General features: G+C 67.0%; 23 protein-coding genes, 1 tRNA gene and 2 riboswitches. Of the genes, 18 read left to right on the top strand and 6 right to left on the bottom strand.

Features of this window, described 5'->3' with window-relative positions; genetic code table 11:
- Positions 1-33: 33 nt before the first annotated feature.
- The 11 genes from petA (at position 34) to gcvPB (ending at position 11921) form a co-directional block, all read left to right on the top strand.
- Positions 34-603, top strand: a complete 570-nt coding sequence (gene petA / locus G7B69_RS09235) for a ubiquinol-cytochrome c reductase iron-sulfur subunit (protein WP_166178457.1) — start codon at positions 34-36, stop codon at positions 601-603.
- Positions 604-619: 16 nt separating this feature from the next.
- Complete coding sequence (locus tag G7B69_RS09230) at positions 620-1912, top strand: cytochrome b (RefSeq protein WP_166178455.1); 1293 nt, start codon at positions 620-622, stop codon at positions 1910-1912.
- A 30-nt stretch (positions 1913-1942) separates the two neighbouring features.
- Positions 1943-2815 (top strand): cytochrome c1, encoded by an 873-nt coding sequence (locus tag G7B69_RS09225; protein ID WP_166178453.1) that lies wholly within the window; start codon positions 1943-1945, stop codon positions 2813-2815.
- Positions 2816-2849: 34 nt separating this feature from the next.
- A complete protein-coding gene (locus tag G7B69_RS09220; protein WP_166178450.1) occupies positions 2850-3386 on the top strand; it encodes an adenine phosphoribosyltransferase in 537 nt (178 codons plus the stop codon).
- 46 nt (positions 3387-3432) lie between these two features.
- Positions 3433-3506: transfer RNA gene (locus G7B69_RS09215), tRNA-Gly, on the top strand.
- Positions 3507-3582: 76 nt separating this feature from the next.
- Complete coding sequence (locus G7B69_RS09210; protein ID WP_166178448.1) at positions 3583-5142, top strand: carotenoid oxygenase family protein; 1560 nt, start codon at positions 3583-3585, stop codon at positions 5140-5142.
- Between the two features lie 7 nt (positions 5143-5149).
- Positions 5150-7183 (top strand): PQQ-dependent dehydrogenase, methanol/ethanol family, encoded by a 2034-nt coding sequence (locus tag G7B69_RS09205; RefSeq protein ID WP_166178446.1) that lies wholly within the window; start codon positions 5150-5152, stop codon positions 7181-7183.
- A 55-nt stretch (positions 7184-7238) separates the two neighbouring features.
- Positions 7239-7328, top strand: a riboswitch (glycine riboswitch).
- A riboswitch (glycine riboswitch) is annotated at positions 7329-7429 on the top strand. It begins immediately after the preceding riboswitch.
- A 34-nt stretch (positions 7430-7463) separates the two neighbouring features.
- Positions 7464-8624, top strand: a complete 1161-nt coding sequence (gene gcvT / locus G7B69_RS09200) for a glycine cleavage system aminomethyltransferase GcvT (protein WP_243415099.1) — start codon at positions 7464-7466, stop codon at positions 8622-8624.
- Positions 8625-8996, top strand: coding sequence for a glycine cleavage system protein GcvH (gcvH, locus tag G7B69_RS09195; protein ID WP_166178444.1), 372 nt, complete (start codon positions 8625-8627; stop codon positions 8994-8996).
- 10 nt (positions 8997-9006) lie between these two features.
- Complete coding sequence (gene gcvPA, locus G7B69_RS09190; RefSeq protein WP_166178442.1) at positions 9007-10368, top strand: aminomethyl-transferring glycine dehydrogenase subunit GcvPA; 1362 nt, start codon at positions 9007-9009, stop codon at positions 10366-10368.
- Positions 10365-11921, top strand: coding sequence for an aminomethyl-transferring glycine dehydrogenase subunit GcvPB (gcvPB, locus tag G7B69_RS09185; RefSeq protein WP_166178440.1), 1557 nt, complete (start codon positions 10365-10367; stop codon positions 11919-11921). Before gcvPA ends, gcvPB begins: the two co-directional genes overlap by 4 nt.
- 263 nt (positions 11922-12184) lie before the next feature.
- Here gcvPB and G7B69_RS09180 read toward each other — a convergent pair whose 3' ends face one another.
- From G7B69_RS09180 to panC, 4 genes are all read right to left on the bottom strand, one after another.
- Entirely contained in the window at positions 12185-13114 is a 930-nt protein-coding gene (locus G7B69_RS09180) for an electron transfer flavoprotein subunit alpha/FixB family protein (protein WP_166178438.1), read from the bottom strand.
- The gene (locus tag G7B69_RS09175) at positions 13114-13872 is read right to left on the bottom strand and encodes an electron transfer flavoprotein subunit beta/FixA family protein (protein ID WP_166178436.1); all 759 of its coding nucleotides are present in this window, start codon (positions 13870-13872) and stop codon (positions 13114-13116) included. The genes G7B69_RS09180 and G7B69_RS09175 overlap by 1 nt, the downstream gene beginning before the upstream one ends.
- A gap of 12 nt (positions 13873-13884) precedes the next feature.
- A complete protein-coding gene (locus G7B69_RS09170) occupies positions 13885-14694 on the bottom strand; it encodes a heme-dependent oxidative N-demethylase family protein (RefSeq protein WP_166178434.1) in 810 nt (269 codons plus the stop codon).
- A 100-nt stretch (positions 14695-14794) separates the two neighbouring features.
- A complete protein-coding gene (gene panC / locus G7B69_RS09165; protein WP_166178432.1) occupies positions 14795-15655 on the bottom strand; it encodes a pantoate--beta-alanine ligase in 861 nt (286 codons plus the stop codon).
- A 78-nt stretch (positions 15656-15733) separates the two neighbouring features.
- Between panC and G7B69_RS09160 the strand changes: the two genes are divergently transcribed.
- From G7B69_RS09160 to G7B69_RS09135, 6 genes are read left to right on the top strand one after another with little or no spacing between them, the layout of a single operon-like run.
- Positions 15734-16540 carry a division plane positioning ATPase MipZ gene (locus tag G7B69_RS09160; RefSeq protein WP_243415098.1) on the top strand — a complete coding sequence of 269 codons (807 nt, stop codon included), beginning with the start codon at positions 15734-15736 and terminating at the stop codon, positions 16538-16540.
- Positions 16541-16543: 3 nt separating this feature from the next.
- Entirely contained in the window at positions 16544-16822 is a 279-nt protein-coding gene (locus G7B69_RS09155) for a J domain-containing protein (RefSeq protein ID WP_166178428.1), read from the top strand.
- A gap of 10 nt (positions 16823-16832) precedes the next feature.
- Entirely contained in the window at positions 16833-18236 is a 1404-nt protein-coding gene (gene pgmG / locus G7B69_RS09150; protein WP_166178426.1) for a phosphoglucomutase/phosphomannomutase PgmG, read from the top strand.
- Between the two features lie 4 nt (positions 18237-18240).
- Positions 18241-18849 carry a cation efflux transmembrane domain-containing protein gene (locus tag G7B69_RS09145; protein WP_166178424.1) on the top strand — a complete coding sequence of 203 codons (609 nt, stop codon included), beginning with the start codon at positions 18241-18243 and terminating at the stop codon, positions 18847-18849.
- A 54-nt stretch (positions 18850-18903) separates the two neighbouring features.
- Positions 18904-19683 carry an SDR family NAD(P)-dependent oxidoreductase gene (locus tag G7B69_RS09140; protein WP_166178422.1) on the top strand — a complete coding sequence of 260 codons (780 nt, stop codon included), beginning with the start codon at positions 18904-18906 and terminating at the stop codon, positions 19681-19683.
- A gap of 4 nt (positions 19684-19687) precedes the next feature.
- Complete coding sequence (locus G7B69_RS09135) at positions 19688-20584, top strand: glycoside hydrolase family 130 protein (RefSeq protein ID WP_166178420.1); 897 nt, start codon at positions 19688-19690, stop codon at positions 20582-20584.
- 50 nt (positions 20585-20634) lie between these two features.
- On the opposite strand, the gene G7B69_RS09130 is transcribed toward G7B69_RS09135, so the two are convergent.
- A complete protein-coding gene (locus tag G7B69_RS09130; RefSeq protein ID WP_207785988.1) occupies positions 20635-21531 on the bottom strand; it encodes a BON domain-containing protein in 897 nt (298 codons plus the stop codon).
- 173 nt (positions 21532-21704) lie between these two features.
- On the opposite strand from G7B69_RS09130, the gene G7B69_RS09125 reads away from it, so the two are divergent.
- Complete coding sequence (locus tag G7B69_RS09125) at positions 21705-24167, top strand: ligase-associated DNA damage response DEXH box helicase (protein ID WP_166178418.1); 2463 nt, start codon at positions 21705-21707, stop codon at positions 24165-24167.
- Positions 24168-24260: 93 nt separating this feature from the next.
- On the opposite strand, the gene G7B69_RS09120 is transcribed toward G7B69_RS09125, so the two are convergent.
- Entirely contained in the window at positions 24261-24713 is a 453-nt protein-coding gene (locus tag G7B69_RS09120) for an ExbD/TolR family protein (protein WP_166178416.1), read from the bottom strand.
- Positions 24714-24719: the final 6 nt, after the last annotated feature.

Genomic DNA, 24719 nt, shown 5'->3' with positions numbered 1-24719 from the left:
CATCTCGCGCGGGGCCGCAGGCAAGGCAGGAAAATGGCGACTGACACCGGCACCGCGGATTCCGAGACGCTGGCCACCGAAGACGGCGTTCGCCGCAGGGATTTCATCAATATCGCAGCCGTCAGCGCGGCCGGCGCCGGCGCTGTCATCACGCTCGTCCCGCTGGTCAGCCAGATGGCGCCTTCCAAGGACGTGCTCGCGGAAAGCACGACCGAGGTCGATCTGACGCCGATCAAGCCCGGCCAGGCGATCAAGGCGATGTTCCGCAAGCAGCCGCTGTTCGTGCGCAACCTGACGGCGAAAGAAATCGCCGCCGCCAACGCGGTGCCGCTGTCGGATCTGCGCGATCCGCAGTCGCTCGAGGAGCGGACCAAGGACGGCAAGCTCAACTGGCTGATCACGATGGGCGTTTGCACCCACCTCGGCTGCGTCCCGCTCGGCGCCGGCGAAGGCGAGAACCGTGGCGAGTTCGGCGGCTATTTCTGCCCCTGCCACGGCTCGCAGTACGACACCGCGGCGCGTATCCGCAAAGGCCCGGCGCCGAAGAACCTCGAAGTGCCGGAATACAAATTCGAAACCGACACCAAGATCGTGGTCGGCTGAGGCGAGAGAAACAAAGATGAGCTTCCCCTGGGCCCAGCACTATCAACCCAAGGCGCCGTTCATGCGCTGGCTGGACGAAAAGCTGCCGCTTCCGCGCCTCGTCTACAACGCGATCGGCGGCGGCTATCCGGTGCCGCGCAACCTCAACTACGCGTGGAATTTCGGCGTTCTCGCCGGCTTCTGCCTGGTGCTGCAGATCGTCACCGGGGTGATCCTGGCGATGCATTATGCGCCCAACGCCTTGGTCGCCTTCGATTCGACCGAGCACATCATGCGCGACGTCAACTGGGGTTGGCTGATGCGCTATGCCCACGCCAACGGCGCCTCGGCCTTCTTCGTGGTTGTCTACCTGCACATCTTCCGCGGCTTCTTCTACGGTTCGTACAAGGCGCCGCGCGAGATGGTCTGGCTGCTCGGCGTGACGATCTTCCTGCTGATGATGGCGACCGCCTTCATGGGCTACGTGCTGCCGTGGGGGCAGATGAGCTTCTGGGGCGCCAAGGTGATCACCGGGCTGTTCGGCGCGATCCCGTTCGTCGGCGAACCGCTGCAGATCTGGCTGCTCGGCGGCTTCGCGCCCGACAATGCCGCGCTCAACCGCTTCTTCAGCTTGCACTTCCTGCTGCCGTTCGTGATCGCCGGCGTGATCATCCTGCACATCTGGGCGCTTCACATTCCCGGCTCGTCGAACCCGACCGGGGTCGAGGTGAAGAGCGAGAGCGATACCGTGCCGTTCCACCCCTACTACACGGCGAAGGACGGCTTCGGGCTGGGTGTGTTCCTGATCCTCTACTGCGCCTTCCTGTTCTTCATGCCCAACGCGCTCGGCCACCCCGACAACTACATCCCGGCCAACCCGATGGCGACGCCGGCCCACATCGTACCCGAATGGTATTTCTGGCCATACTACGCCATCCTGCGCGCGTTCACCGCCGACTTCTTCTTCGTCCCGGCCAAGCTGATGGGCGTGATGGCGATGTTCAGCTCGATCCTGGTGTGGTTCTTCCTGCCCTGGCTCGACCGTTCGCCGGTCCGCTCGGGGCATTACCGGCCGACGTTCCGCAAGTTCTTCTGGGTGCTCGTGATCGACCTGCTGGTGCTCGGCTACTGCGGCGGCTCGCCGGCTGAAGAGCCCTTCGTGATGATCAGCCAGATCGCCACCGCCTATTACTTCCTGCACTTCCTGGTGATCATCCCGCTCGTTTCGGCATTCGAGCGGCCCGAGCCGCTGCCGTTCTCGATCACCGAGGCGGTGCTCGGCTCGGACAAGAAGGCGGTGCTCGGCGAAAATACCACGCCGGCGACGTAAGCGAACGGATTTAGGGGAAAGACACGTATCATGGTCCGTATCATCGGGTTCTTTGTCGGACTGTTCTTCGCCGTCGGCGTCCTGTGGGCGTTTGCGACCGGCGCCTACACCGTCGCGTCGCAAGGGTACCTCAAGGAGAAAACGGCGGAGACCGAGTTCCACCGGCACCCCGCCGCGCTGCATCTTTCCAGCGACGGTCCCTTTGGCAAGTTCGACAACCGCCAGCTCCAGCGCGGCTACCAAGTCTACAAGGAAGTCTGCAAGGCGTGCCATTCGCTCAACCACGTCGCCTTCCGCGACCTGGCCGAGCTCGGCTACAGCGAAGCCGAAGTGAAGGCCGAAGCGGCCTCGTGGACCGTTCCTGGGATCGATCCGAACACCGGTGAGGAGACGACCCGGCCGGGCACGCCGACCGACTACTTCCCCAAGCCTTTCGCCAACGACATCGCTGCGCGCGCCGCCAACCACAACGCGATCCCGCCGGACCTGTCGCTGATGGCCAAGGCCCGCCACGAGGGGCCGGCTTATATTCATTCGCTGCTGACCGGTTTCACCGACCCGGCGACCTACAAGAACGAGGACGGCAAGTCGCTGAAGCAGGAGTTCCCGGACTTCCAGACGCCGCCGGGCCTCTATTTCAATCCGTATTTCGCCAATCTCAACCTGGCGATGCCGCCGCCGCTGACCAGCGACGGTCAGGTGACCTTCAAGGACGGCACCCCGGCGACAGTCGACCAGATGGCCACCGACGTCGCGGCCTTCCTCGTGTGGACGGCCGAACCTTCGCTCGGCAAGCGCCACCAGACCGGCTGGCCGGTGCTCGGCTTCCTGCTGTTCGCGACGGTGCTGGCCTTCCTCGCCAAGAAGCAGGTCTGGGCCCGGGCCCGGGTCCGCCGCGATTGATCGAGCCGCGCTTCCCGCCGGGAGCGCCGCGCCGATGACTCCGGCCGAGATCAAGGCCTTGGTGCGCACGGTTCCGGACTTCCCGGCGCCCGGCATCATGTTCCGCGACATCACAAGCGTGATCGCGCACCCCGAGGGGCTTTCGGCGACCATCGATCACCTCGTCGCGGCGGCGCGACCGATGCAGCCCTCGGCCGTCGCCGGGATCGAGGCGCGCGGGTTCATCTTCGGCGCGGCAATCGCCGCCCGGCTTGGGCTCGGCTTCGTGCCGCTGCGCAAGGCGGGCAAGCTGCCGGTGGCGACGATCGGCGTCGACTATGCGCTCGAGTACGGCCAGGCGCGGATCGAGCTAGATCCAACCCTGATCGTCGATGGCGAGCCCGTGCTGCTGGTCGACGATCTCCTCGCTACCGGCGGCACGGCGCTTGCGGGGGCGCAGCTGCTGCGCGATGCCGGCGCGCTGGTGGAGCACGCGCTGTTCGTGATCGACTTGCCTGAGCTCGGCGGCGGCGCGCAACTTCGCGCGGCGGGGGTCGAACCGTGGGCGCTGATCGACTTCGAAGGGCACTGAGGGCGCTTGACGCCGCGCCGTGCTTGGTGGCACTGGCGCCCCCTAAGCGGGTATAGCATAGTGGTAATGCACTAGCCTTCCAAGCTAGCTAGAGGGGTTCGATTCCCCTTACCCGCTCCATCTCCTCCGCCCGCCAAATGACGCCTTGCGCGGCCATTTGATTCCGACAACAATGTCGGCGGACGAGGAGACGACCGTGGCTAACAATCCCGACGAAGCGAACATGGGCCCCGAGCTCGGCCGGCGCGCCTTTCTGGGCGCGGCGACGCTCGGCACCGGCGCGGCGCTGGCCGGCGTATCCGCTCCGGCCATGGCCGCCACCCCCAGCCCGCAGGTCGACTTTCCGTCCGACCCGCGCGCCTTCGGCGGCGGTGCGCCGAGCGCCAACAACCGCGCCGAAATCGACCTCTACGACTGCGAGGTCGAAGGGCACCTGCCGACCGACCTGGACGGCGTGTTTTACCGCGTCGGGCCCGATCCGCAGTATCCGAAGCCTGCGCAGTATTCCGGCGACATCCCGTTCGACGGCGAAGGCCACGTCTCGATGTTCCGCATCAAGGCCGGCCACGTCGACTACCGCACTCGTTACGCTCGCACCCAGCGGTGGAAGGCGCAGCATGAGGCGCGGGCCAGCCTGTTCGGGATGTACCGCAACCCGATGACCGACGATCCGAGCGTCAAGGGTCTCAGCCGCGGCACCGCCAACACCCAGCTGTTCGTGCACCACAAGAAGCTGTTGGTGTTCAAGGAGGACAGCCCGCCGGTCTACATGGATCCGTGGACGCTCGAGACGAAGGACGATTACTACACCTTCGGCGGCAAGCTCGGCAGCCAGACGCACACCGCGCACCCGAAGATCGACCCCATGACCGGCGAGTACGTCAGCTTCGGCTACGAGGCGAACGGGCTCGCCAGCAAGGACGTCCGCGTGTTCAGCGCGGACAGGGACGGCAACGTCAACTGGGGCGTCACGGTACAGGCGCCGTACGCGGCGATGATGCACGACTTCGCGGTCACCCAGCGCCACGTCGTGCTGATGGTCACGCAGATGGCCGCCAATCTGCCGCAGATGCAGGCCGGCGGCGTCCACTTCGCCTACGATTCGACGCTGCCGGTTTATATCGGCGTGCTGCGCCGCGGCGGCGACGGCAAGGATGTGCGCTGGTTCAAGGGCGCCAACCTGTTCTGCACTCACGTGATGGGCGCCTGGTCCGACGGCGAGAAGGTGACGCTCGACATGGATGGCGGCGAGGGCAACCAGTTCCCGTTCTTCCCCAGCGTCCACGAGCCGTTCGATCCGGTGAAGGCGCAGGGCCGCATCCGCCGCTTCACCATCGACCTCAGCCGCAAGAGCAACGACACCTACCAGGTCGAAACACTCTATCCCGAGATCACCGGCGTGCTCTCGCGGCAGGACGACCGCTTCCACACGCTGCCGTACCGCTGGGGCTATTTGAATGCCGGGCGCGGGTGGGCGATCTTCGACCACGCGACGAAGACCTCGCAGATGGTCACCGTGCCGGATTACGCGCTGTCGGAAATGACCTTCGTGCCGCGCAAGCACGACGCGCCGGAAGGGGATGGCTACCTGATCGGCGTCGGCAGCAGCATCAAGGAGGCTGGCCGCTCCGACCTGATTCTGGTCGACACCAAGGATGTCGCCGCGGGGCCGGTCGCGAGGGTCAAGATGCCCTTCAAGGTCGTCGGCCAGGTGCATGGCTTCTGGGCCGACGCCCGCGACTTGCCCGCCGTCTGAGCCGCCGATGATCCGAAAGCACTTCGCCCGCGCGCTGGCGGTCGCCTTCGCGCTCATGCTGACCGCCGCCGGTCAGGCGCCGTCTGCCGACTGGACGATGGTCGGCCGCACGTTCGACGAGCAGCGCTTCAGTCCGCTCAGCCAGATCAACGACAAGAATGTCGGAAAGCTCGGACTCGCCTGGTACGCCGACCTCCAGACCGAGCGCGGGATGGAAGCGAGTCCGCTCGAGATCGGCGGCGTGCTCTACAACGTGCAGCCGTGGAACATCGTGACCGCGTACGACGCAGCGAGCGGGAAGGTCCTGTGGCGGTTCGATCCGCAAGTGCCGCTCAAGTTCGGCAAGCTGGCCTGCTGCGATATCGTCTCGCGCGGGCTCGCGGCGTGGAACGGCAAGATCTACGTCGCCACGCTCGACGGGCGGCTGATCGCACTTGACGCCAGGAGCGGCAAGCCGGTCTGGTCGGTGCTGACGGTCGACAACTCGAAGAACTACACGATCACCGGCGCGCCGCGGGTCTATGCCGGTAAGGTGCTGATCGGCAACGGCGGCGCCGAGATGGGCGTGCGCGGCTACGTCACCGCCTACGACGCCGAGACCGGCAAGCAGGCCTGGCGCTTCTTCACCGTCCCCGGCAACCCCGCCGATGGTTTCGACAAGACCATGGCGATGGCCGCCAAGACCTGGACCGGCGAATGGTGGAAGGCCGGCGGCGGCGGCACAGTTTGGGATTCTATGGCCTACGATCCCGCGCTGCGCCTCGTTTACATCGGCGTCGGCAACGGATCGCCGTGGGCGCAGACTTTCCGCAGCCCGGGCGGGGGCGACAACCTGTTCCTCGCTTCGATCGTCGCGCTGAACGTCGATAGCGGCGAATACGTCTGGCACTACCAGACCACGCCAGGCGAGGAGTGGGATTACACCGCCACCCAGCAGATGATCCTCGCTGACCTGAGGATCGGCGGAAGGCTCCGTAAGGTGCTGATGCAGGCGCCCAAGAACGGGTTCTTCTACGTGCTCGACCGCCGGACGGGCGAGTTGCTCAGCGCCAAGGCGACCGTGCCGATCAACTGGGCCAGCGGTATCGACATGAAGACCGGTCGTCCGATCGAGAACCCCGCCGTGCGCTACGGCAAGGTGCCCGTCATGGTTTCGCCGGGCGCAGGCGGGGCGCACAACTTCAACCCGATGGCCTACAGCCCGCGCACCGGACTGGTCTATGTGCCGGTCAGCGAAACCTACATGGCCTACGCCGCGGCGGACAGCTTTGATCCGGCCAAACCCGGTCTCGGCACCAGCTTCTCGGGCTATGACGCCGAACGCAAGAAGATCGCCGAATATGCCGACGCCCATTCGCGCGGCTGGCTCTCGGCGCGAAACCCGGTGACGCAGAAGGAAGTCTGGCGCACCCCCGACGAACAGAAGGGCAGCGGCGGCGTTCTGGTCACCGCTGGTAACCTCGTGTTCCAGGGCAACATCGGCACCACCTTCGCCGCCTATCGCGCCGACACCGGGGCGAAGGTCTGGCAGATGCCCGTTCAGCAAGTGCCGATCGCCGCGCCGATCACCTACATGATCGACGGCGTGCAATACATCGCGGTCAACGCCGGTTGGGGCGGCGGCCTCGCGCACGTCGAGCGCTCGAACTACGCCAAGCTCTTCATCGGCAAGCCGCGCCTGCTGGTGTTCAAGCTCGGCGGCAACGCCAAGCTGCCGCCGATGCCGAAAGAGTCGATCGAGGTGCCCGAGCTGGCTCCGCCGCCCAAGCTGACGGCCGGCGCCGATGTCGTGGCAAAGGGCGAGCAACTCTACGGTCAGAACTGCGCGCTTTGCCACGGCGTCGCCGCGCGCGGCGGGGTCAAGGACTTGCGCCACATGTCGCCGCAGACCCACGCCGATTTCCTCGCCATCGTGCTCGGCGGCAAGCGCGCGGCAAACGGCATGGCGAGCTTCGCCGATGTGATCACGCCGGATCAGGCCGAAGCCGTCCACCAGTACCTCGTCGCGCGGGCCAACCAGGATTGGGACGCTCCGAAATAGATTGACCCCCAAATCGTTTCGCGCGAAACGGCTGCCGCCCGCCGGGGTTCGCCCCGGCCGAGCCGTGGGAGAGTGTCTGGTTAGCCAGGCCGCCGAAGGAGCAACCGCCCCGGAATCTCTCAGGCCAACGGACCGCGGTTCGGTAGCCGGGCACTCTGGAAAGCGTCTCCGCAAGGAGGCCACCGAAGGTGTACGCCCGGATCAGGTCCGGGCCAGGCTCTCAGGTTTCCCGACAGAGGGGGCGATGGAGAACGAGGCCCACGCCGGGCTTCGCCATCGCATGTCGGGACGCAAGATGAGCGAAGACGCCGAAGCCGAAACTCTCGACAAGCTGCCGCTCGACGCCTGGCACCGCGCACATGGCGCGCGGATGGTCGGTTTCGCCGGCTACGAGATGCCGATCCAGTACGAGGGCATCCTTGCCGAGCACGAATGGACCCGCACCCATGCCGGGCTGTTCGATGTCAGCCACATGGGTCAGCTGACCATTAGCGGCGAGGGCGCTGTGGAGGCGCTCGAGGCGCTGCTACCGGCGGACGTCGCTTCGCTCAAGCCGGGCCGTATCCGCTATTCGCTGCTGCTCGCCGAGGACGGCGGGATTCTCGACGACCTGATGGTCACCAACCGCAGCCACGAGTTCTACCTGGTGGTCAACGGCGCGACCAAGTGGGACGACATCGGCCATTTGCGCGAGCGCTTGCCCGACGAGGTCACGCTCAACCACCTGGCCGACCATGCGCTGCTGGCGCTGCAGGGGCCCGAAGCGGCCGCGGCGCTCGGCCGGTTGGGGCTGACGCCCGCATTCGAGGGCATGCCGTCGCTGGATGAGCTCGGCTTCATGCAAGCCGGTCCGTTCTTCTGGGATGGCCGTCCGCTCGGCGTCGGCCGCTCGGGTTACACCGGCGAGGACGGTTTCGAAATCTCGGTCCGCGCCGAAGACGTCACGGCGCTCGCCGATGCCCTATGCGCCCTGCCGGAGGTCAAGCCCATCGGCCTCGGGGCGCGCGATTCGCTGCGGCTCGAGGCCGGGCTGCCGCTTTACGGGCATGACATGACTGCGGAGACGGACCCGGTCAGCGCCGGGCTCGAATTCGCGATCAGCCAGGCACGCCGCCAGTCCGGCGGGTTCCCGGGCGCCGAACGCATCCTCACGTTGCTCGCTTCCGGCGCGCCAATCCGCCGCGTCGGCCTGTCGCTCGAAGGCCGCATGGCCGCGCGCGAGGGCGCGGATGTCTTTGCTGGCGAAGCCAGGATCGGCACCGTCACCTCGGGCGGCTTCTCACCAACGCTCAGCCATCCGATTGCGATGGCTTATGTCGACTCCGCTCATTCATCCGAAGGCACCGAGCTCGAACTCGAGGTGCGCGGCAAGCGCCTGCCTACGCGCGTCGTGCCAATGCCGTTCGTCCCCCACCGCTACCACCGCAAAGGAGCCGCCTAGATGCCGCGTTACTTCTCCGAAGAGCATGAATGGATCGAGGTCGACGGCGACAGCGCCACGATCGGCATCACCGACTATGCGCAAGGCCAGCTCGGTGACATCGTCTTCGTCGAAGTCCCCGCCGCCGGCGCCACGGTCGCCAAGGGCAAGGAAGCCGCGGTGGTCGAAAGCGTCAAGGCCGCCAGCGACGTCTACGCGCCGGTCAGCGGCACGGTCATCGAAGGCAATGCCGCGCTGGAAGACGATCCGGCGCTGGTCAACACCGCGCCTGAAGGCGACGGCTGGTTCTTCAAGCTGACGATTGCCGACAAGGGCGAGCTCGACGGGCTGATGGACGAGGTAAAGTACAAGGCCTTCGTGGCGTCGCTCTGAGGATCACATAATGCGTTACCTCCCCCTGACCGACGGCAACCGCTCGGCGATGCTCGACGTCATCGGTGCGAAGTCGATCGACGACCTCTTCGCCGACGTGCCGCGTGAGCACTATCTCACCGGCCCGGTCGAAGGCCTGCCGATGCATGCCGGCGAAATGGCGGTCGAGCGGCACATGCGGCGGCTGTCGAAGATGAACTTGGCCGCCGCCGACGCGCCGTTCTTCCTCGGTGCGGGGGCTTACCGCCACCATGTCCCGGCGAGCGTCGACCATTTGATCCAGCGCGGCGAGTTCCTCACCAGCTACACGCCCTACCAGCCCGAGATCGCCCAGGGCACGCTGCAGATGCTGTTCGAGTTCCAGACCCAGGTCGCGCGGCTGTTCGGCTGCGCGGTGGCGAATGCCTCGATGTACGACGGATCCACGGCGTGCTGGGAAGCGATCGCGATGGCCGGGCGGGTCACCAAGCGCAGCAAGGCGCTGCTGTCGGATGGTCTGCACCCGCATTACGTTTCGACTGCGAAGACGATGGGCAAGTTCAACGGCGATATCATCGTGTACGCCGAGCCCAAGCTGCTAGCGGAGACGGACTTTGCCGCGCTGGCCAAAGCTGTCGACAGCGAAACCGGCAGCGTCGTGGTGCAGTACCCCGACATCCTCGGACGCATCGGCGACATGACCGCGCTCGCCGAAGCTTGCCACGCGGCGGGCGCGCTGCTGGTGGCGGTGGTGACCGAACCGGTCGCGCTCGGCGCGCTCAAGTCGCCCGGCGAGATGGGCGCCGACATCGTCGTCGGCGAGGGCCAATCGATCGGCGTCGGGCTGCAGTTCGGCGGGCCATACTTGGGCCTGTTTGCGGTGCGCGACCCGAAGCACGTGCGGCAGATGCCCGGCCGGCTGTGCGGCCAGACGGTCGATGCCGAGGGCAAGCGCGGCTTCGTACTCACGCTCTCGACCCGCGAGCAGCACATCCGCCGCGAGAAGGCGACAAGCAACATCTGCACCAACTCCGGGCTGTGCGCGCTGGCGTTTTCGATCCACCTCACGCTGCTGGGCGAGAAGGGCTTGCGGGCGCTGGCGGCGGAGAACCATCGGCTGGCCTGCGCGGCTGCGGACCGGCTGGCGAAGGTGCCGGGCGTCGAAGTGCTCAACGAGAGCTTCTTCAACGAGTTCACGATCGTCGTGCCCGGCGACGCGCGCCAGCTCGTTCGCGATCTCGCCGACAAACGCGTCCTCGCCGGCGTTTCGCTGGGGCGGCTCTATCCCGACGGCGACCGCCGCGAAAAGGGCATCGTGATCGCGGTGACCGAGACCGTCACCGAGGAGGATATCGAGGCCCTGGCCTCGGCCTTGCAGGAGGCCTTGGCATGAACGCGCCCAACACCAGCGGGTGGAAGCCCGGCACGCCCGACGCGCCGACCGGAGAAAGCGGGATCGTCACCGTCACCGGCAACCGCGGGTTGATGCTCGAAGAGCCGCTGATCTTCGAGATCGGCGGCGCGGATACCTGCGGTGTCGACTTGCCCGAGCCTTCGGGCGGCGCGGACCGCCTCGGCGGCCTCGCGCGCTCGGAGCCGTTCGGCCTGCCCGGTCTGTCCGAGCCCGAGACGGTGCGGCACTACACGCGGCTTAGCCGGCAGAACTACGCCATCGACTGCGGGATATTCCCGCTCGGCAGCTGCACGATGAAGCACAACCCGCGGCTCAACGAGAAAGTCGCGCGAATGCCGGGGTTTGGCGATTTGCACCCGTTGCAGCCCGAATCGACCGTGCAGGGCGCGCTCGCGGTGATCGACGAGCTGGCGCACTGGCTGCTCGCGCTCACCGGCATGCACAGCGTGGCGATGAGCCCCAAGGCCGGCGCGCACGGCGAGCTGTGCGGCATCCTGTGCATTCGCGCCGCGCTCGAGGCGCGCGGCGATGCGCGTTCGGTGATCCTCGTGCCGGAAAGCGCGCACGGCACCAACCCGGCCACAGCCGCTTTCGCCGGCTACCAAGTGGAGAACATCCCCGCGACCCCCGAAGGCCGCGTCGATCTCGCCGCGCTCAAGGCCCGACTCGGCTCGGACGTCGCCGCGGTGATGATCACCAACCCGAACACCTGCGGCCTCTTCGAACGCGAGATGAAGGCGATTTCCGACGCGGTCCACGCCGCAGGCGCGCTGGTCTATTGCGACGGGGCCAACTTCAACGCCATCGTCGGCCGCGTGCGGCCCGGGGACCTTGGCATCGATGCGATGCACATCAACCTGCACAAGACCTTCTCCACTCCGCACGGCGGCGGCGGGCCGGGCTCGGGGCCGGTGGTGCTCAGCGAAGCGCTGGCGCCGTTCGCGCCGCTGCCGTTCGTCCGCAAGGTGGCAGGGGGCTTCGAGCTGATCGAGGAAGAAGACGGCGTCGCCGCGGCCCCTCACAGCTTCGGCCGGATGGCGGCCTTCAACGGCCAGATGGGCATGTTCACCCGCGCGCTCGCCTATATCCTCAGCCACGGCGCCGACGGGCTGCGGCAGGTCTCGGGCGACGCGGTGCTCGGCGCCAACTACATTCTGCGCAGCCTTCAGGACGTGCTCGACGCGCCTTTCGGCAAGACCGGCCCGTGCATGCACGAGGCGCTGTTCAGCGATCGTGGCTTCGCCGAGGGGGTGGCCACGCTCGATCTCGCCAAGGCGCTGATCGACGAGGGCTTCCACCCGATGACGATGTACTTCCCGCTCGTCGTCCACGGCGCGATGCTGGTCGAGCCGACCGAATGCGAGAGCAAGGCGAGCCTCGACCAGTTCATCATGGCGCTGCGGAGCATCGCGGAGCGGGCGCGTGCGGGCGACGAGAGCCTGCACCAGGCGCCGCAACTCGCGCCGCGCCGCCGGCTCGATGAAACGCGGGCGGCGCGGCAGCCGGTACTGGCCTACGAAGTTGGCGGGTGACACTTTACGGACCCTGTCACCCAGGTGTCGCCTCGGAAAGCCGCGGAAATCCTGACTTTTCGAGCACGGGCGACGGGTGACACTTGTTCTGGACGGCGCGGCTTCCTGCACGGCTGAAAGCCAGACGAGCAGCCGTTGGATGTTGGATTCGGCCATCCCCAGTATAAGCCACAAGCAACGTCTTGTAGGAAAGGCTTTTTTTTGGGACGGCTACGCTGGCGTCGAGCACCCCCCGACCCTCCCCGTCCAGGGGAGGTCTTTTATCACAGCTTGCTCGTCAGCTCCGGCACGATCTGGAACAAGTCGCCGACCAGGCCAATGTCGGCCACCTGGAAGATCGGCGCGTCCTCGTCCTTGTTGATGGCAACGATCACCTTCGAATCCTTCATTCCGGCGAGGTGCTGGATCGCCCCCGAAATGCCGATGGCGATGTAGACTTGCGGGGCGACGATCTTGCCGGTCTGGCCGACCTGGTAATCGTTCGGCACGTATCCGGCATCGACCGCCGCGCGGCTGGCGCCGACCGCCGCGCCGAGCTTGTCGGCTAGCGGCACGATCAGCTGCTCGAAGGTCGCCGCGTCCTTCAGTGCGCGGCCGCCCGAGACGATCACCTTGGCGCTGGTCAGCTCGGGGCGTTCGCTCTCTTCGGCGGCGAGGCTAACGAAGCTGGAAAGGCCGCTGTCGCCCGGGCCGGACACGTCCTCGATGCTCGCCGAACCGCCTTCGCTCGCGGCCTTGTCGAAGGTGGTGCCGCGCACGGTGATGACCAGCTTGGCGTCGGTGCTCTCGACCGTGGCGATGGCGTTGCCGGCGTAGATCGGCCGGGTGAAGGTGCGCTCACCCTCGACCGAGACGATGTCGGAGACCTGCATCACGTCGAGCAGCGCGGCGACGCGCGGGGCGACGTTTTTGCCGGTCGTGGTGGCGGGCGCGAGGAAGGCGTCGTGACTGTCCATCAGGCCGACCACCAGCGGCGCGACGTTTTCGGCCATCTGGTGCTCGTAGGCGGCATCGTCGGCGAGGTAGACCTTGCCGACGCCGGCGATCTTCGCGGCGGCATCGGCGACCGCGCGGCAGCCCTTGCCTGCGACGAGCAGGTGAACTTCGCCCAGCTTTGCGGCGGCGGTGACGGTCGCGAGCGTCGCGTCTTTGAGGTGCACGTTGTCGTGCTCGACGAGAACGAGGGTCTTCATCAGGCGACTCCCAGCGCTTTGAGCTTGGCGACCAGCTCGTCGACCGAACCGACCTTGATCCCGGCCTGGCGCACCGGCGGTTCGACCACGCGGGTGACCTTGAGTCGCGGCGCGGTGTCGACGCCGTAATCGGCCGGTGTCTTGGCCGCGAGCGGCTTGGACTTGGCCTTCATGATGTTCGGCAGCGAGGCATAGCGCGGCTCGTTGAGGCGCAAGTCGGTTGTGACCACCGCCGGCAGCTTGAGCGAGACGGTCTCGAGCCCGCCGTCGACCTCGCGGGTGACTTGCACGCTGTCGCCCGCGACTTCGACCTTTGAGGCGAAGGTCCCCTGCGGCCGGCCCCACAGCGCGGCGAGCATCTGGCCGGTCTGGTTGGAATCGTCGTCGATCGCCTGTTTGCCCATCAGCACGATCCCGGGCTGCTCCTCGTCGGCGATCGCCTTGAGGATCTTGGCCACCGCAAGCGGCTCGACCTCGGAGCCAACATCTTCTGGGGTCTGCACGTGGATCGCCCGGTCGGCGCCCATCGCCAGCGCGGTGCGCAGCGTTTCCTGCGCCTTGGCCGGCCCGATGGAGACGGCGACGATCTCGCTCGCCACGCCCTTTTCCTTCAGCCGGATCGCCTCTTCGACGGCGATCTCGTCGAACGGGTTCATGCTCATCTTGACGTTGGCGAGATCGACCCCGCTGCCGTCGGCCTTGACCCGCGGGCGGACGTTGTAATCGATCACCCGCTTGACGGGGACGAGGACCTTCATCTTGGGCTCCTTCTAAGCCGCTTGGCCGATAGCCGCACCGTGGCGCTCGGCATAGGCCTGTAGTTGAGGTGCGAAGTACGGGGCGCCGCGGCGCTTCGCCTCGGGCTCGGGAATGGTCGCGAGCGATTCCGCCATGCGCGTCATGTTCTCCGGCGAAAGCGTGCCGAGCGGGGCGAGGTAGATGCCGATGGTGAAGACGATCGCGCCGGTTTCGGGCAGCTTGCGCAGCGTCTGCCGCTCGGAGCGGACGAACAGCGTATCGCCGGCGTTCTCAGGCGTGATGTGGGCGAATTGCGCCTCGGCCGGCTCGTCGGCGAGCCAGCGCAGGGCCGGCGTCGGGCTGACGAACCAGTTGCAGCGGCCGTAGATTCGCCCGGGCTTGAGCTTGCTCATGAACTGGTCGACCGCCCCGCCGAGCTTCTCGGCATAGCCGTGGATCGGCGTGTGCAGCGCGATCATCGGGTGCCCGAGCTTGTCCGCGATGCGCCAGTCGGTTGGGAAAGCGACCGCCGCGCCGGTCAGGCGATAGGCCGGTTCGTCGGGCCTGCGGGTGAGCAGGCAGATGTCTTCCCACGCCGAGCGGGCCGCGCCTTCGAGGCCGCCTGTCGTTCCGCGCATGGCCGCCAGCTCATCCCCGGCTGCCATGGCGTCGGGGGTAACCTGGGTGCTCTCGGGATGGGCATCGAAGGCCGCGTTGCGCGCCGCAAGATCGGGCTCGGGCTGCAGCCACTCGCCTTCGGTCAGTACAGCCAGCCCGATCTTCAGCGGCCCGCCGCCGCGCGCTCGCGGCAACAGTTCATCGACCGAAAAGCCGAGTGTCACGGGCCTTGGCGTCCTTCCTGCCGAAACAAGTTTCGCGCGCAACTAATCGAAGCCGACGCGAAATGCCAGCGCCGTGGTGAAGCGCAGATTGGCGCGCGGTTCAAGCGCGCGCGCCGACCGCCATGTTGTCGATCAGCCGGGTGCCACCGATCCGCGCGGCGACCAGCAAGCGGGCCGCGCTATCGCCGAGTTGTCCCAGCGGCTCCAAGGTCTCAGCGTCGGCCAGCTCGGCATAGTCGACGCTGGCGAAACCGCTGCCGGTGAGCGCCTGCTTGAGCGCCAGCAGGACGGCCGAGACCTGGTCGCCGCTTTCGATCCGCGCGATCGCCTCGCGCATCGCCCGCGGCAGCGCGGCCGCGCGTTGGCGATCGTCGGGCGAGAGGTAGCGGTTGCGGCTCGACAACGCGAGGCCGTCCGCCTCGCGCACCGTCGGCACGCCATGGATCGCGGCGACATGGGGCCGGGTCAGGTCGAGGTCGCGCGTCATCCGGCGAATCACCGCGAGCTGCTGCCAGTCCTTCTCGCCGAACAGCGCGAGGTCGGGGCGCACCTGGTTGAACAGCTTGGCGACGACCGTGGCGACACCGTCGAAATGCCCCGGCCGCGTCGCCCCGCACAGCCCTTCGCTCACGCCGCTGACCGAGATCGTGGTGGCGAAGCCCTCGGGATAGACTTCCTCGACCGGCGGCGCCCACAAGAGCTCGACGCCTTCGCCCTCGAGCAGCCGCGAATCCGCCTCGAGCTGGCGCGGATAGGCGTCGAGGTCCTCGTTCGGGCCGAACTGGGTTGGATTGACGAAGATCGACACGACGACCGAAGCCGCCCTTGCCCGCGCCTCGCGCACCAGCGTCAGGTGCCCTTCGTGGAGCGCGCCCATCGTCGGGACGAGCGCCACCGGGCCTTTCCCGCGCAGAGTGTCCACAGCTTCGCGCAAGGCAGCGAGGCGGTTGACGGTATGCACGGGCGCACCCCTTGGATAAGAGCGAACGGGAACACGGCCCCTAGCCGCCCGCAACGATCAGAGAAAGCCACTCCGCACGTGCCGAGCCCCGCTCCTCACCGCATCGTATTCGCCAACGAGAAGGGCGGCACCGGCAAGTCGACCACCGCGGTGCACGTGGCGGTCGCGCTCGCCTATCGGGGCGCCCGCGTCGCGGCGATCGATCTCGATCCGCGCCAGCGCACGCTTTATCGCTATTTCGAGAACCGCGCCGAGACCGAGAACCGCCGCGGCATCACGCTTCCGGGCGTGAACTTCGCCGTGTTCGAGGGCGGCTCGGTCGAGGAACTCGAAGCGGCGATCGACAAGCTCGCTACAGGCGATCTTGCGGGACCGGCCGACTTCGTGATCTTCGACACGCCAGGGCGCGACGACCCGCTCGCGCGCCACGCCGCCACCCGCGCCGATACCCTGGTCACCCCGATGAACGACAGTTTCGTCGATTTCGACCTGATCGGCCAGGTCGACGCCGAGACCTTCAAGGTCCGCCGCCTGTCGTTCTACGCCGAGCTGATCTTCGAGGCGCGCAAGGCGCGAGCGATCAAGGAACGGCGCGAGATGGATTGGGTGGTCGTGCGCAACCGGGTGCACCACGTCGACGCGCGCAACCAACGGCGCATCGATGACGCGCTGACCGAGCTTTCCAAGCGCGTCGGCTTCCGCGTGGCGCAGGGTCTCAGCGAGCGGGTGATCTACCGCGAGCTGTTTCCCTCGGGCCTGACGCTGCTCGACAAAGGCCAGTTGGGCGAGCTCGGCACCAGCCACCTCGTCGCGCGGCAGGAATTGCGCGAGCTGGTCGCCAAGCTGCACCTGCCAGGCTTCTCCAATCGCGCCGAGGCCGCCTGAGCCGTGGGCCGGCTGATCGTCTATGCCGTGCTGGCGCTGATCGTCTGGAAGATGGCCAGCGGGCGCTGGCCCTGGGAAGCGAAGGTCTCGACGCGCGCGCAGGCGCTGTTCCGCGCGCGCAAGCTGCTTGGCGTGCGCGCCAATGCCGATCGCGCGGAAATAATCGATGCCCACAGGCGTTTGCTCGCCATGGTCCACCCCGACCGGGGCGGGACCAACGACCAGGTGCACGAGGCCACCGCCGCGCGCGACCTGCTGTTGGACGAACTACCCGACGCTTAAAGGAGCCTTCATGAGCCACACGTTTCACCCGACCGTTCTGCGCGAGTACGATATCCGGGGAATCATCGGCGAAACGCTGGGGCCCGACGACGCCCGCGCGATCGGCCGCGGGTTCGCCACGCTGTTGCGCCGGGCGGGCGGCAAGAAAGTCGCGGTCGGTTACGACGGCCGGATCAGTTCGCCGATGCTCGCCCATGCGCTGTGCGAAGGGCTCACCGCCAGCGGCTGCGATGTCGTCGATATCGGCATGGGGCCCACACCGATGCTCTATTACGCGGAAGCCTCAACCGAACAGATGGATGGCGGCATTCAGATAACTGGCAGCCACAATCCCGCCAATTATAACGGCTTCAAGATGGTATTTCAGGGTCGGCCGTTCTTCGGGGAAGACATCCAGACGATCGGCCGCCTGGCGGCTGCCGGCGAGTGGCTGGACGGCACCGGCACCGTCGAGACGCGCGAGATCCTCGAGGAGTATGTCGAGCGTCTGCTGGTCGGCCTCGAGGGCCTTCCTGCCGACAAGCTCTCCGGCCTGCGGGTCGGCTGGGATGCCGGCAACGGCGCCGCCGGTCCGGCGCTCGAGCTGCTCGCCGCGCGGCTGCCGGGGGAGCATTTCACGCTCTATACTGAAGTCGATGGCAATTTTCCCAATCATCATCCGGATCCCACTGTCCCGGAAAACCTGGAGGACCTGCGCAAGCTTGTCGCCGAGAAGAACCTCGACTTCGGAATCGCTTTCGACGGCGACGGCGACCGGATCGGGGCGATCGACGGCGAAGGCCGCATCATATGGGGCGATCAGCTGCTGATGATCTATGCGGAAGACTTGCTAGGTAATCGCCCGGGGTCGACTATCATCGCCGACGTAAAAGCCAGCAAGGCGCTGTTCGAGCGCGTCGCCGAGCTCGGCGGCAAGCCGCTGATGTGGAAGACCGGGCACAGCCTGATTAAATCCAAAATGAAGGAAACTCATGCGCCGCTGGCCGGCGAGATGAGCGGCCACGTGTTTTTCGCCGACACTTACTACGGCTACGACGACGCGCTTTATGCCGCGATCCGGCTGATCGCCGCCTCCGCGCGGCTGGGCAAATCGGTGACCGAGATGCGCGGCGCGATGCCGCCGGTGATCAACACGCCCGAAATGCGCTTCCAGGTCGACGAAAGCCGCAAGTTCGCCGCGATCGACGAGGTCAAGCAGCGTCTTGCGGGCACCGACGCCGACGTCAATGACACCGACGGCGTGCGGGTCACCACGAAGGACGGCTGGTGGCTGCTGCGCGCCTCGAACACCCAGGACGTGCTCGTCGCCCGCGCCGAAAGCGACAGCCAGGCGGGCCTCGAGCGCCTGCTGCACCAGATCGACGATCAGCTCGCCGCTTCGGGCCTCGAGCGCGGGGCGCAAGCGGGGCACTGATGGGATGACCCGGGCGGGAGCGGCAAGCGACACGGGCTTCCGCCGGGCCGTCCGCTGGGTGGCGATCCTCAATCTCGCCTACTTCGGCGTCGAGTTTGCCGTCGCGCTGGGAATCGGCTCGGTCTCGCTGTTCGCCGATTCGGTCGACTTCCTCGAGGACGCATCGGTCAATCTGCTGATCCTGCTGGCGCTCGGCTGGAGCGTGCGGGCGCGGGCGAAAGTCGGGATGGGGCTTGCCGCGCTGCTCCTCGTGCCGGGGCTGGCGACGCTGTTGACCGCGTGGCAAAAGTTCAACCTGCCGCTCACGCCGGCGCCGCTGCCCCTCTCGCTCGCCGGGCTCGGTGCGCTGGCGGTGAACTTCGGTTGTGCGGCGATGCTGATGCGCTTCCGGCATCATTCGGGCAGCCTCAGCCGGGCCGCGTTCCTGTCGGCGCGCAACGACGTCTTGGCGAACATCGCCATCATCGTCGCCGGGATCATGACCGCGTTCGTCTGGCGCACGCCGTGGCCGGACCTCGCGGTCGGCCTCGCCATCGCGCTCGTCAACCTCGATGCCGCCCGCGAGATCTGGGAAGCGGCACGCGAAGAACATCGGTCTGATCCCCGGCCGTGAACTGTTTGGCCCCTCCGCGCGTTTAGCTCGCGGCAGAGGCAACAAAGGGGCACGATGGAGGACGATCTTCTCGCCGGCGCGGTGGCTGTCGTGACCGGCGGCGATTCCGGCATCGGCGCGGCCTGCGCCGAGGCCTTGGCCGCCGCCGGCGCCAAGGTCGCCCTGGCGTATCACTCGGACAAGGCCGCGGCGGCCGCCGTGGTCGAGCGTTGCGGCGGCGGCGAGCGGGCGTTGGCGGTCCAGGCCGACGTCGGCGACGAAGCGGCGGTCGAGGCGCTGTTCGCCGGCGCGGAGGCGGCGTTTGGCCGCGTCACCCTGCTGGTCAATTCGGCCGGGCTCAACATGAGCGGGATCCGGCTGGTCGACATGGAGCTCGGCCAGTTCGACCGGGTGCTGCGAACCGATCTTGTCGGGCCTTTTCTCACCTGCCGCCGTTTCGCGCGGCCGCTGGTCGCCGCCGGCGAACGCGGGCGGATCGTCAACGTCTCATCGATCCACGAGCGCGCGCCGCGAGCGGGCGCGGTCGACTACGACGCCGCCAAGGGCGGGCTCGCGCAACTGACCGCCACGCTCGCGCTCGAGCTGGCGCCGCAGGGTATCGCGGTGAACGGCGTCGCGCCGGGAATGGTACTCACGCCGATGAACCAGCGCGCGCTCGACGACGGGAACTACCGCCGCAAGCTGGAGGCGAGCATCCCGTGCGGCCGTGCTGGCCGGCCGGACGAAGTAGCCGGCCTGGTACGTTTCCTCCTGTCGCCCGCCGCCGACTACATCACCGGCGCCACAGTGACGATCGACGGCGGTCTCTCGCTGGTCGTGGCACCGGGAGCCTGACGCGATGGTCGCTTATGTCGTCGAGCAGTTGGATGACGTGGTCATCGAAGGCGATTCGCCGATCGAAGGCATGAACTTGATGAGCCCGTTCGTGTGGCCCGAGAACGGGCACTATCGCATGCTTCTGCGCGGGGTCCCCAAGCCGCTCACGCCGGACAAGCCGACCGGAGTGATTGCCGCGGCGGGCTGCCGCGACGGGCTGCATTTCACGATGGATCCGAAATTGGCGATCGTGCCCGAAGCCGATCCGGCGGCACACGATGCCGGCGGCTGCGAGGATCCCACTGTGTTGCTCGACAACGGTGGCTACACTGTGTTTTACACCGGCGTCGACGCGGCGCACGAACAAGCTTGCCTGATGGTGGCGAGCGGGCCATCGCTCGACAAGCTGGTCAAGCGCGAGGTCGCGATCAAGGCGCGCAAGGGCTACGGCAACATCAAGGAAGCCACCCTTGTCCAGACCAGCAAGGGCGGCTGGCGGCTGTTCTACGAATATGCGCATGAAAACGCCTCGCGCGTCGGCCTTGCGCGCGAGAGCAAGCCCGGTGGGCCCTGGCGACAGTTGCCGGCCCCGTTCACCATCCGCGAGCACAGCTGGGACAATTGGCACCTATCGACCGGGCCGATCGTGCAGTTGCCGGGGTTCGACCCGGTTATGTTCTACAACGGAGCGACGATCGATGCGCGCTGGCGGATCGGCTGGATCAGCTTCGACAAGGATTTCACCCGCGTCACCGGGCGCGGCGTCGAGCCGGTGCTGGTGCCGCCTCCGGCCGTCCAGCGCTCGGAGGACGACATCGCGTTCGCCGCTTCGGCAATTGTCGAAGGCGACCTGATCGCGCTCTACTTCTCGATCGAGGACTGCACGCTGCGCCGCGCGCTGATCCGCGCTTACCGCTGAAAAGGAAAAGGGGCGCCGAAGCGCCCCTTCCCTCCGAAGCCAGGCGAGCGTCAACTGGCCGTAGTATCCTTTTCGCTGCGCTCGTTGCGGTCCCAGGTCGACTGTTCCTGCACCCGGAGGTTGTTCTGGACGTGCTTCACGCCCGAAACGTCCTCGGCGCAATCTTCCGCGCGGCGTTTCTGCAGCCGGGTGGAGACGGTACCGTCGAGCGTCACCTCGCCGTTGTTGACGGCCACCGTGATGTTGCTCGCGTCGACGCCCCAGTCGTCGGTCAGGTTGTCGTTGACGTCCTCGCGGATGCGGTCGTCGGAGCGGGTGTAGTTGGTCGGTCCGCGGCCCGAATGGTCGCGCTGGCGCCGCCGGGCGGCATCCTCGTCGCCGAACCAGCTCATCACTTCGTCGCTGGCCCGGTCCCACCAGTCGCGGCCACGCGCTTGTCCACGCCCGTAGCCGCGCTCCGAAGCATAGCCTCGGCGAGAGGGGCGATATCCAGCCGCGCCCTCGTAAAGGCCGCCCGAGCTGAAGAAGCCGCCGGTCGCGCCGTAGCCGTACGAAGCGGGGGTGCCGGCCGGGCCATAGGCGCCGTAGCTGCGCGCCGTCGGCGAGTTGAAGTCACGTCCGCCCTGGTCTTCGCTGGTGAAGCTGCTGCCACGCCAATTCGGCGCGGAGTCGTAGCGGGCGGGCCCGTAGTTGTATTCGCCGCTGCCGCCTGAATAGCCGGTGCCGCGCTGGCCATAGCGGTTGTCGCGATCCCAGCCGGTCTCATAGTCCTGCGTGCGCTGACCGTAGCCGCCGTAGGGCTCGCTCATCTGGTAGCCGTAGCCTTCCTCGTATTCGGGCTGCATCCCGCGCTCGCTCGAGAACTGCTCCTCCTGGTCGCGCCAGTTGCGGTCGTCGCGTTCCCCCTGGTAGCGTCCGCGGCGGTGGTATCGGTTGCGGTCGGCCATGGTCGTCTCCTCTCTAAAGGTTTGGAATCGCGGCGCCGGCGCGCGGCGCCGCCCCGCCCGTTGGCGGGTGCTTGAATAGAAACGGGCCGGGAGCGCGGCGGTTGCGCAGCCCGGCGCATATCGATGCCGCCTTGGCGTCTTGCGAGGGCCGACGCGGCCTGCGAGACCAAAGCGTGGCCGACGAATCCGCCCTGCCGCCCGAGATCGACGCCTGGTTCGCCGGGCGCGGCTGGCGCGTGCGCGCCCATCAGGCGGAGATGCTGGCGGCAAGCGATGCCGGTCGTCACGCCCTGCTCGTGGCCGGCACCGGCGCGGGAAAGACGCTTGCCGGGTTCCTGCCAACACTGGCCGATTTTGCGCCCTCGCGGCTGGCGGGTGCCGAGCCGCCGGAGGGCCTGCACACCCTCTATGTCTCGCCGCTCAAAGCGCTGGCGCACGATGTGCAGCGCAATCTCGTCGCCCCGGTCGAAGAGATGGGGTTGCCGATCCGCATCGAAACGCGCAGCGGCGATACCCCCTCGGACCGCAAGAAGCGCCAGCGCGCGCGGCCACCGCACATTCTTCTGACCACGCCCGAATCGCTTTCGCTGCTGTTGAGCTATCCCGAGAGCTTCGAGTTGTTTCGTGGCCTCAGGCGCGTGGTGATCGACGAGGTTCACGCCTTCGCCACCGGCAAGCGAGGCGACTTGCTCGCGCTCGCACTGAGCCGGCTGCAGGCGATCGCGCCCGACGTGCGACGCGTAGCGCTTTCGGCGACGGTCGCGCATCCAGAGCATTTCCGTGAATGGCTCGCGCCGTGGGGCGAAATCGATACGGTGGAGCTTGTGGCCGGTGAAAAGGGCGCACCGCCCCAGGTCGAGATCCTCCTGCCCGAGGAGGCCAGCGTGCCGTGGGGCGGGCACGCCGCACTGTGGGCGATCCCGCAACTCTACGACATCGTCAGGCGCAACAAGACAACGCTGATTTTCACCAACACCCGCTTCCTCGCCGAGCTGATCTTCGAGCAATTGTGGGACGCGAACGACGATACGCTGCCGATCGGCATTCACCACGGCTCGCTCAGCAAGGAGGCGCGGCGCAAGGTCGAAGGGGCGATGGCGCGCGGCGAATTGAGGGCGCTGGTGGCGACGGCGAGCCTCGATCTTGGCGTCGACTGGGGCGACATTGATTGCGTCGTGCAGATGGGCGCGCCCAAGGGCTCTTCACGTCTGCTGCAGCGGATCGGCCGCGCCAACCACCGGCTCGACCAGCCGAGCCGCGCTATCTTGGTACCCGGCAACCGTTTCGAATTCCTCGAGGCTCAGGCGGCGAAGGACGCAGTCGACCAAGGCCAGCGCGACGGCGAGGATTTCCGGCCCGGTGGGCTCGATGTGCTTGCGCAGCACGTGATGGCTTGCGTCTGCGCAGCGCCGTTCGACGAAAATGCGCTCCTCTCCGAAGTGCGCGGCAGCTTGGCCTACGCGTGGCTTGAGAAAGATACCTGGCAGCGCGTGCTGCATTTCGTCGCGACTGGGGGCTACTCGCTCGAGGCTTACGACCGGTTCAAGCGGATCGTCCGCGACGACGACGGCACGTGGCGTCTGACGCACCCCGACCACGCCCACCGGCATCGGATGAACGCCGGCATTATCGTCGACGCCGAAATGATCGAGATCCGTTTTCGCAACGGCCGCTCGCTGGGCAAGGTGGAAGAACAGTTCGCCGCCTCCCTGCGTAACGGCGACACCTTTCGCTTCGCAGGGATGGATCTCGAGGTCGAATCGCTGCGGGACCTCGAGCTGATCGTCCGCGCCGCGAAGTCGTCGGCGACGATTCCCAGCTACTTGGGGCTGCGCCTCCCGCTGACCACACACCTCGCCGATCGCGTGCGGGCCATGCTGGTCGATCGCGCCGGTTGGGCACGGTTCCCCGATGACGTGCGCGAATGGCTCGAGGTGCAGGATTGGCGCAGCCGGATGCCGGGCCCCGACACGCTGCTGGTGGAGAGCTTCCCCCACGCCAAGCGCCACTACAGCGTGTTCTATACGTTCACCGGATGGAACGCGAACCAGTCGCTCGGCATGCTGATTACCAAGCGGATGGAGGAGCGAGGGCTGCTGCCCGGCGGATTCGTGGCCAACGACTATTCGCTCGCCGTGTGGGGATTGCGGCCGGTGACAGACCCCCGGCCCTTGCTTTCGCCCGACATCCTGAGCCACGAGTTCCTCGAGTGGGTGCAGGAATCGCATATCCTGCGCCGCGCCTTTCGCGAGGTTGCGGTGATTGCCGGGCTGGTCGAACGCCAGCATCCCGGCAAGCGCAAGAGCGGCAAGCAGGTCACCTTCTCGACGGACCTGATCTACGACGTGCTGCGCAAGTACGAGCCCGACCACGTGCTGATCGAAGCCGCCTGGGCCGACGCGCGGGCGCGGATGACCGATGTCGGCCGCCTCGGCGATCTGCTCGACAGCGCCGCCGAGCGCTTGGTCCACGTCGAGCTCGACCGGGTAAGCCCGTTGGCCGTCCCGGTGCTGGTGATGATCGGCCGGGAGAGCCTGCCGCAAGGCGCGGTCGACGACGAGCTCCTGCTCGAGGCGGAAACGCTCGCGGGGGCAGCCATGCGGGTTGAGCCAGGACCGGAAGGCGGCCACGATTAACGCAAGCTTGTCATTCTCGATCTTGCCTCGGGGAGGAACTAAAAAAGGGGCGGATCGCTCCGCCCCTTTCCGGGTGTTCGATGGCCGGCTGGATCAGCGCGTCGGGTCCGCCGGACCGCCCTTACCGAAGACACGGTACTTCTCGTTGCCGACAAAGCCGAATTTGGTGACGCCGGAGCCCTTGATGATGTTGAGCACCTGCGATGAGATGTTGTAGCTCGCGTTCGGCTCGGGCTCGAACTGCAGCTCGGGCTCGACCGCGAAGGTCAGCGTCTGCTGCAGATTAGAGACCAGCTGGCCGTCGTTGATGGCCTGCCCGTTCCAGAGGATTTCGTCGTTGTTCGTCAGGACGATCTTGTTCTTCACAGGATCGACGTTCGTGGGGATGACGTTGCTCGGCGTCGGCAAGTCGATATTGACCGAGTTCGTCACGGGGGGGAGCGTCATGATGAGCATGACGAGGAGCACGAGCATGACGTCGATCAACGGCGTCGTGTTCATCTCCATCATCGGCTGGCCATCGTCCCTGCCGCCTGACATTGCCATGGTGGT

Source organism: Croceibacterium segetis (assembly GCF_011320115.1).
Taxonomy (GTDB): domain Bacteria; phylum Pseudomonadota; class Alphaproteobacteria; order Sphingomonadales; family Sphingomonadaceae; genus Croceibacterium_B; species Croceibacterium_B segetis.
Note: the sequence above shows the minus strand (reverse complement) of the source record. Positions and strands in the feature narration are given on the sequence as shown.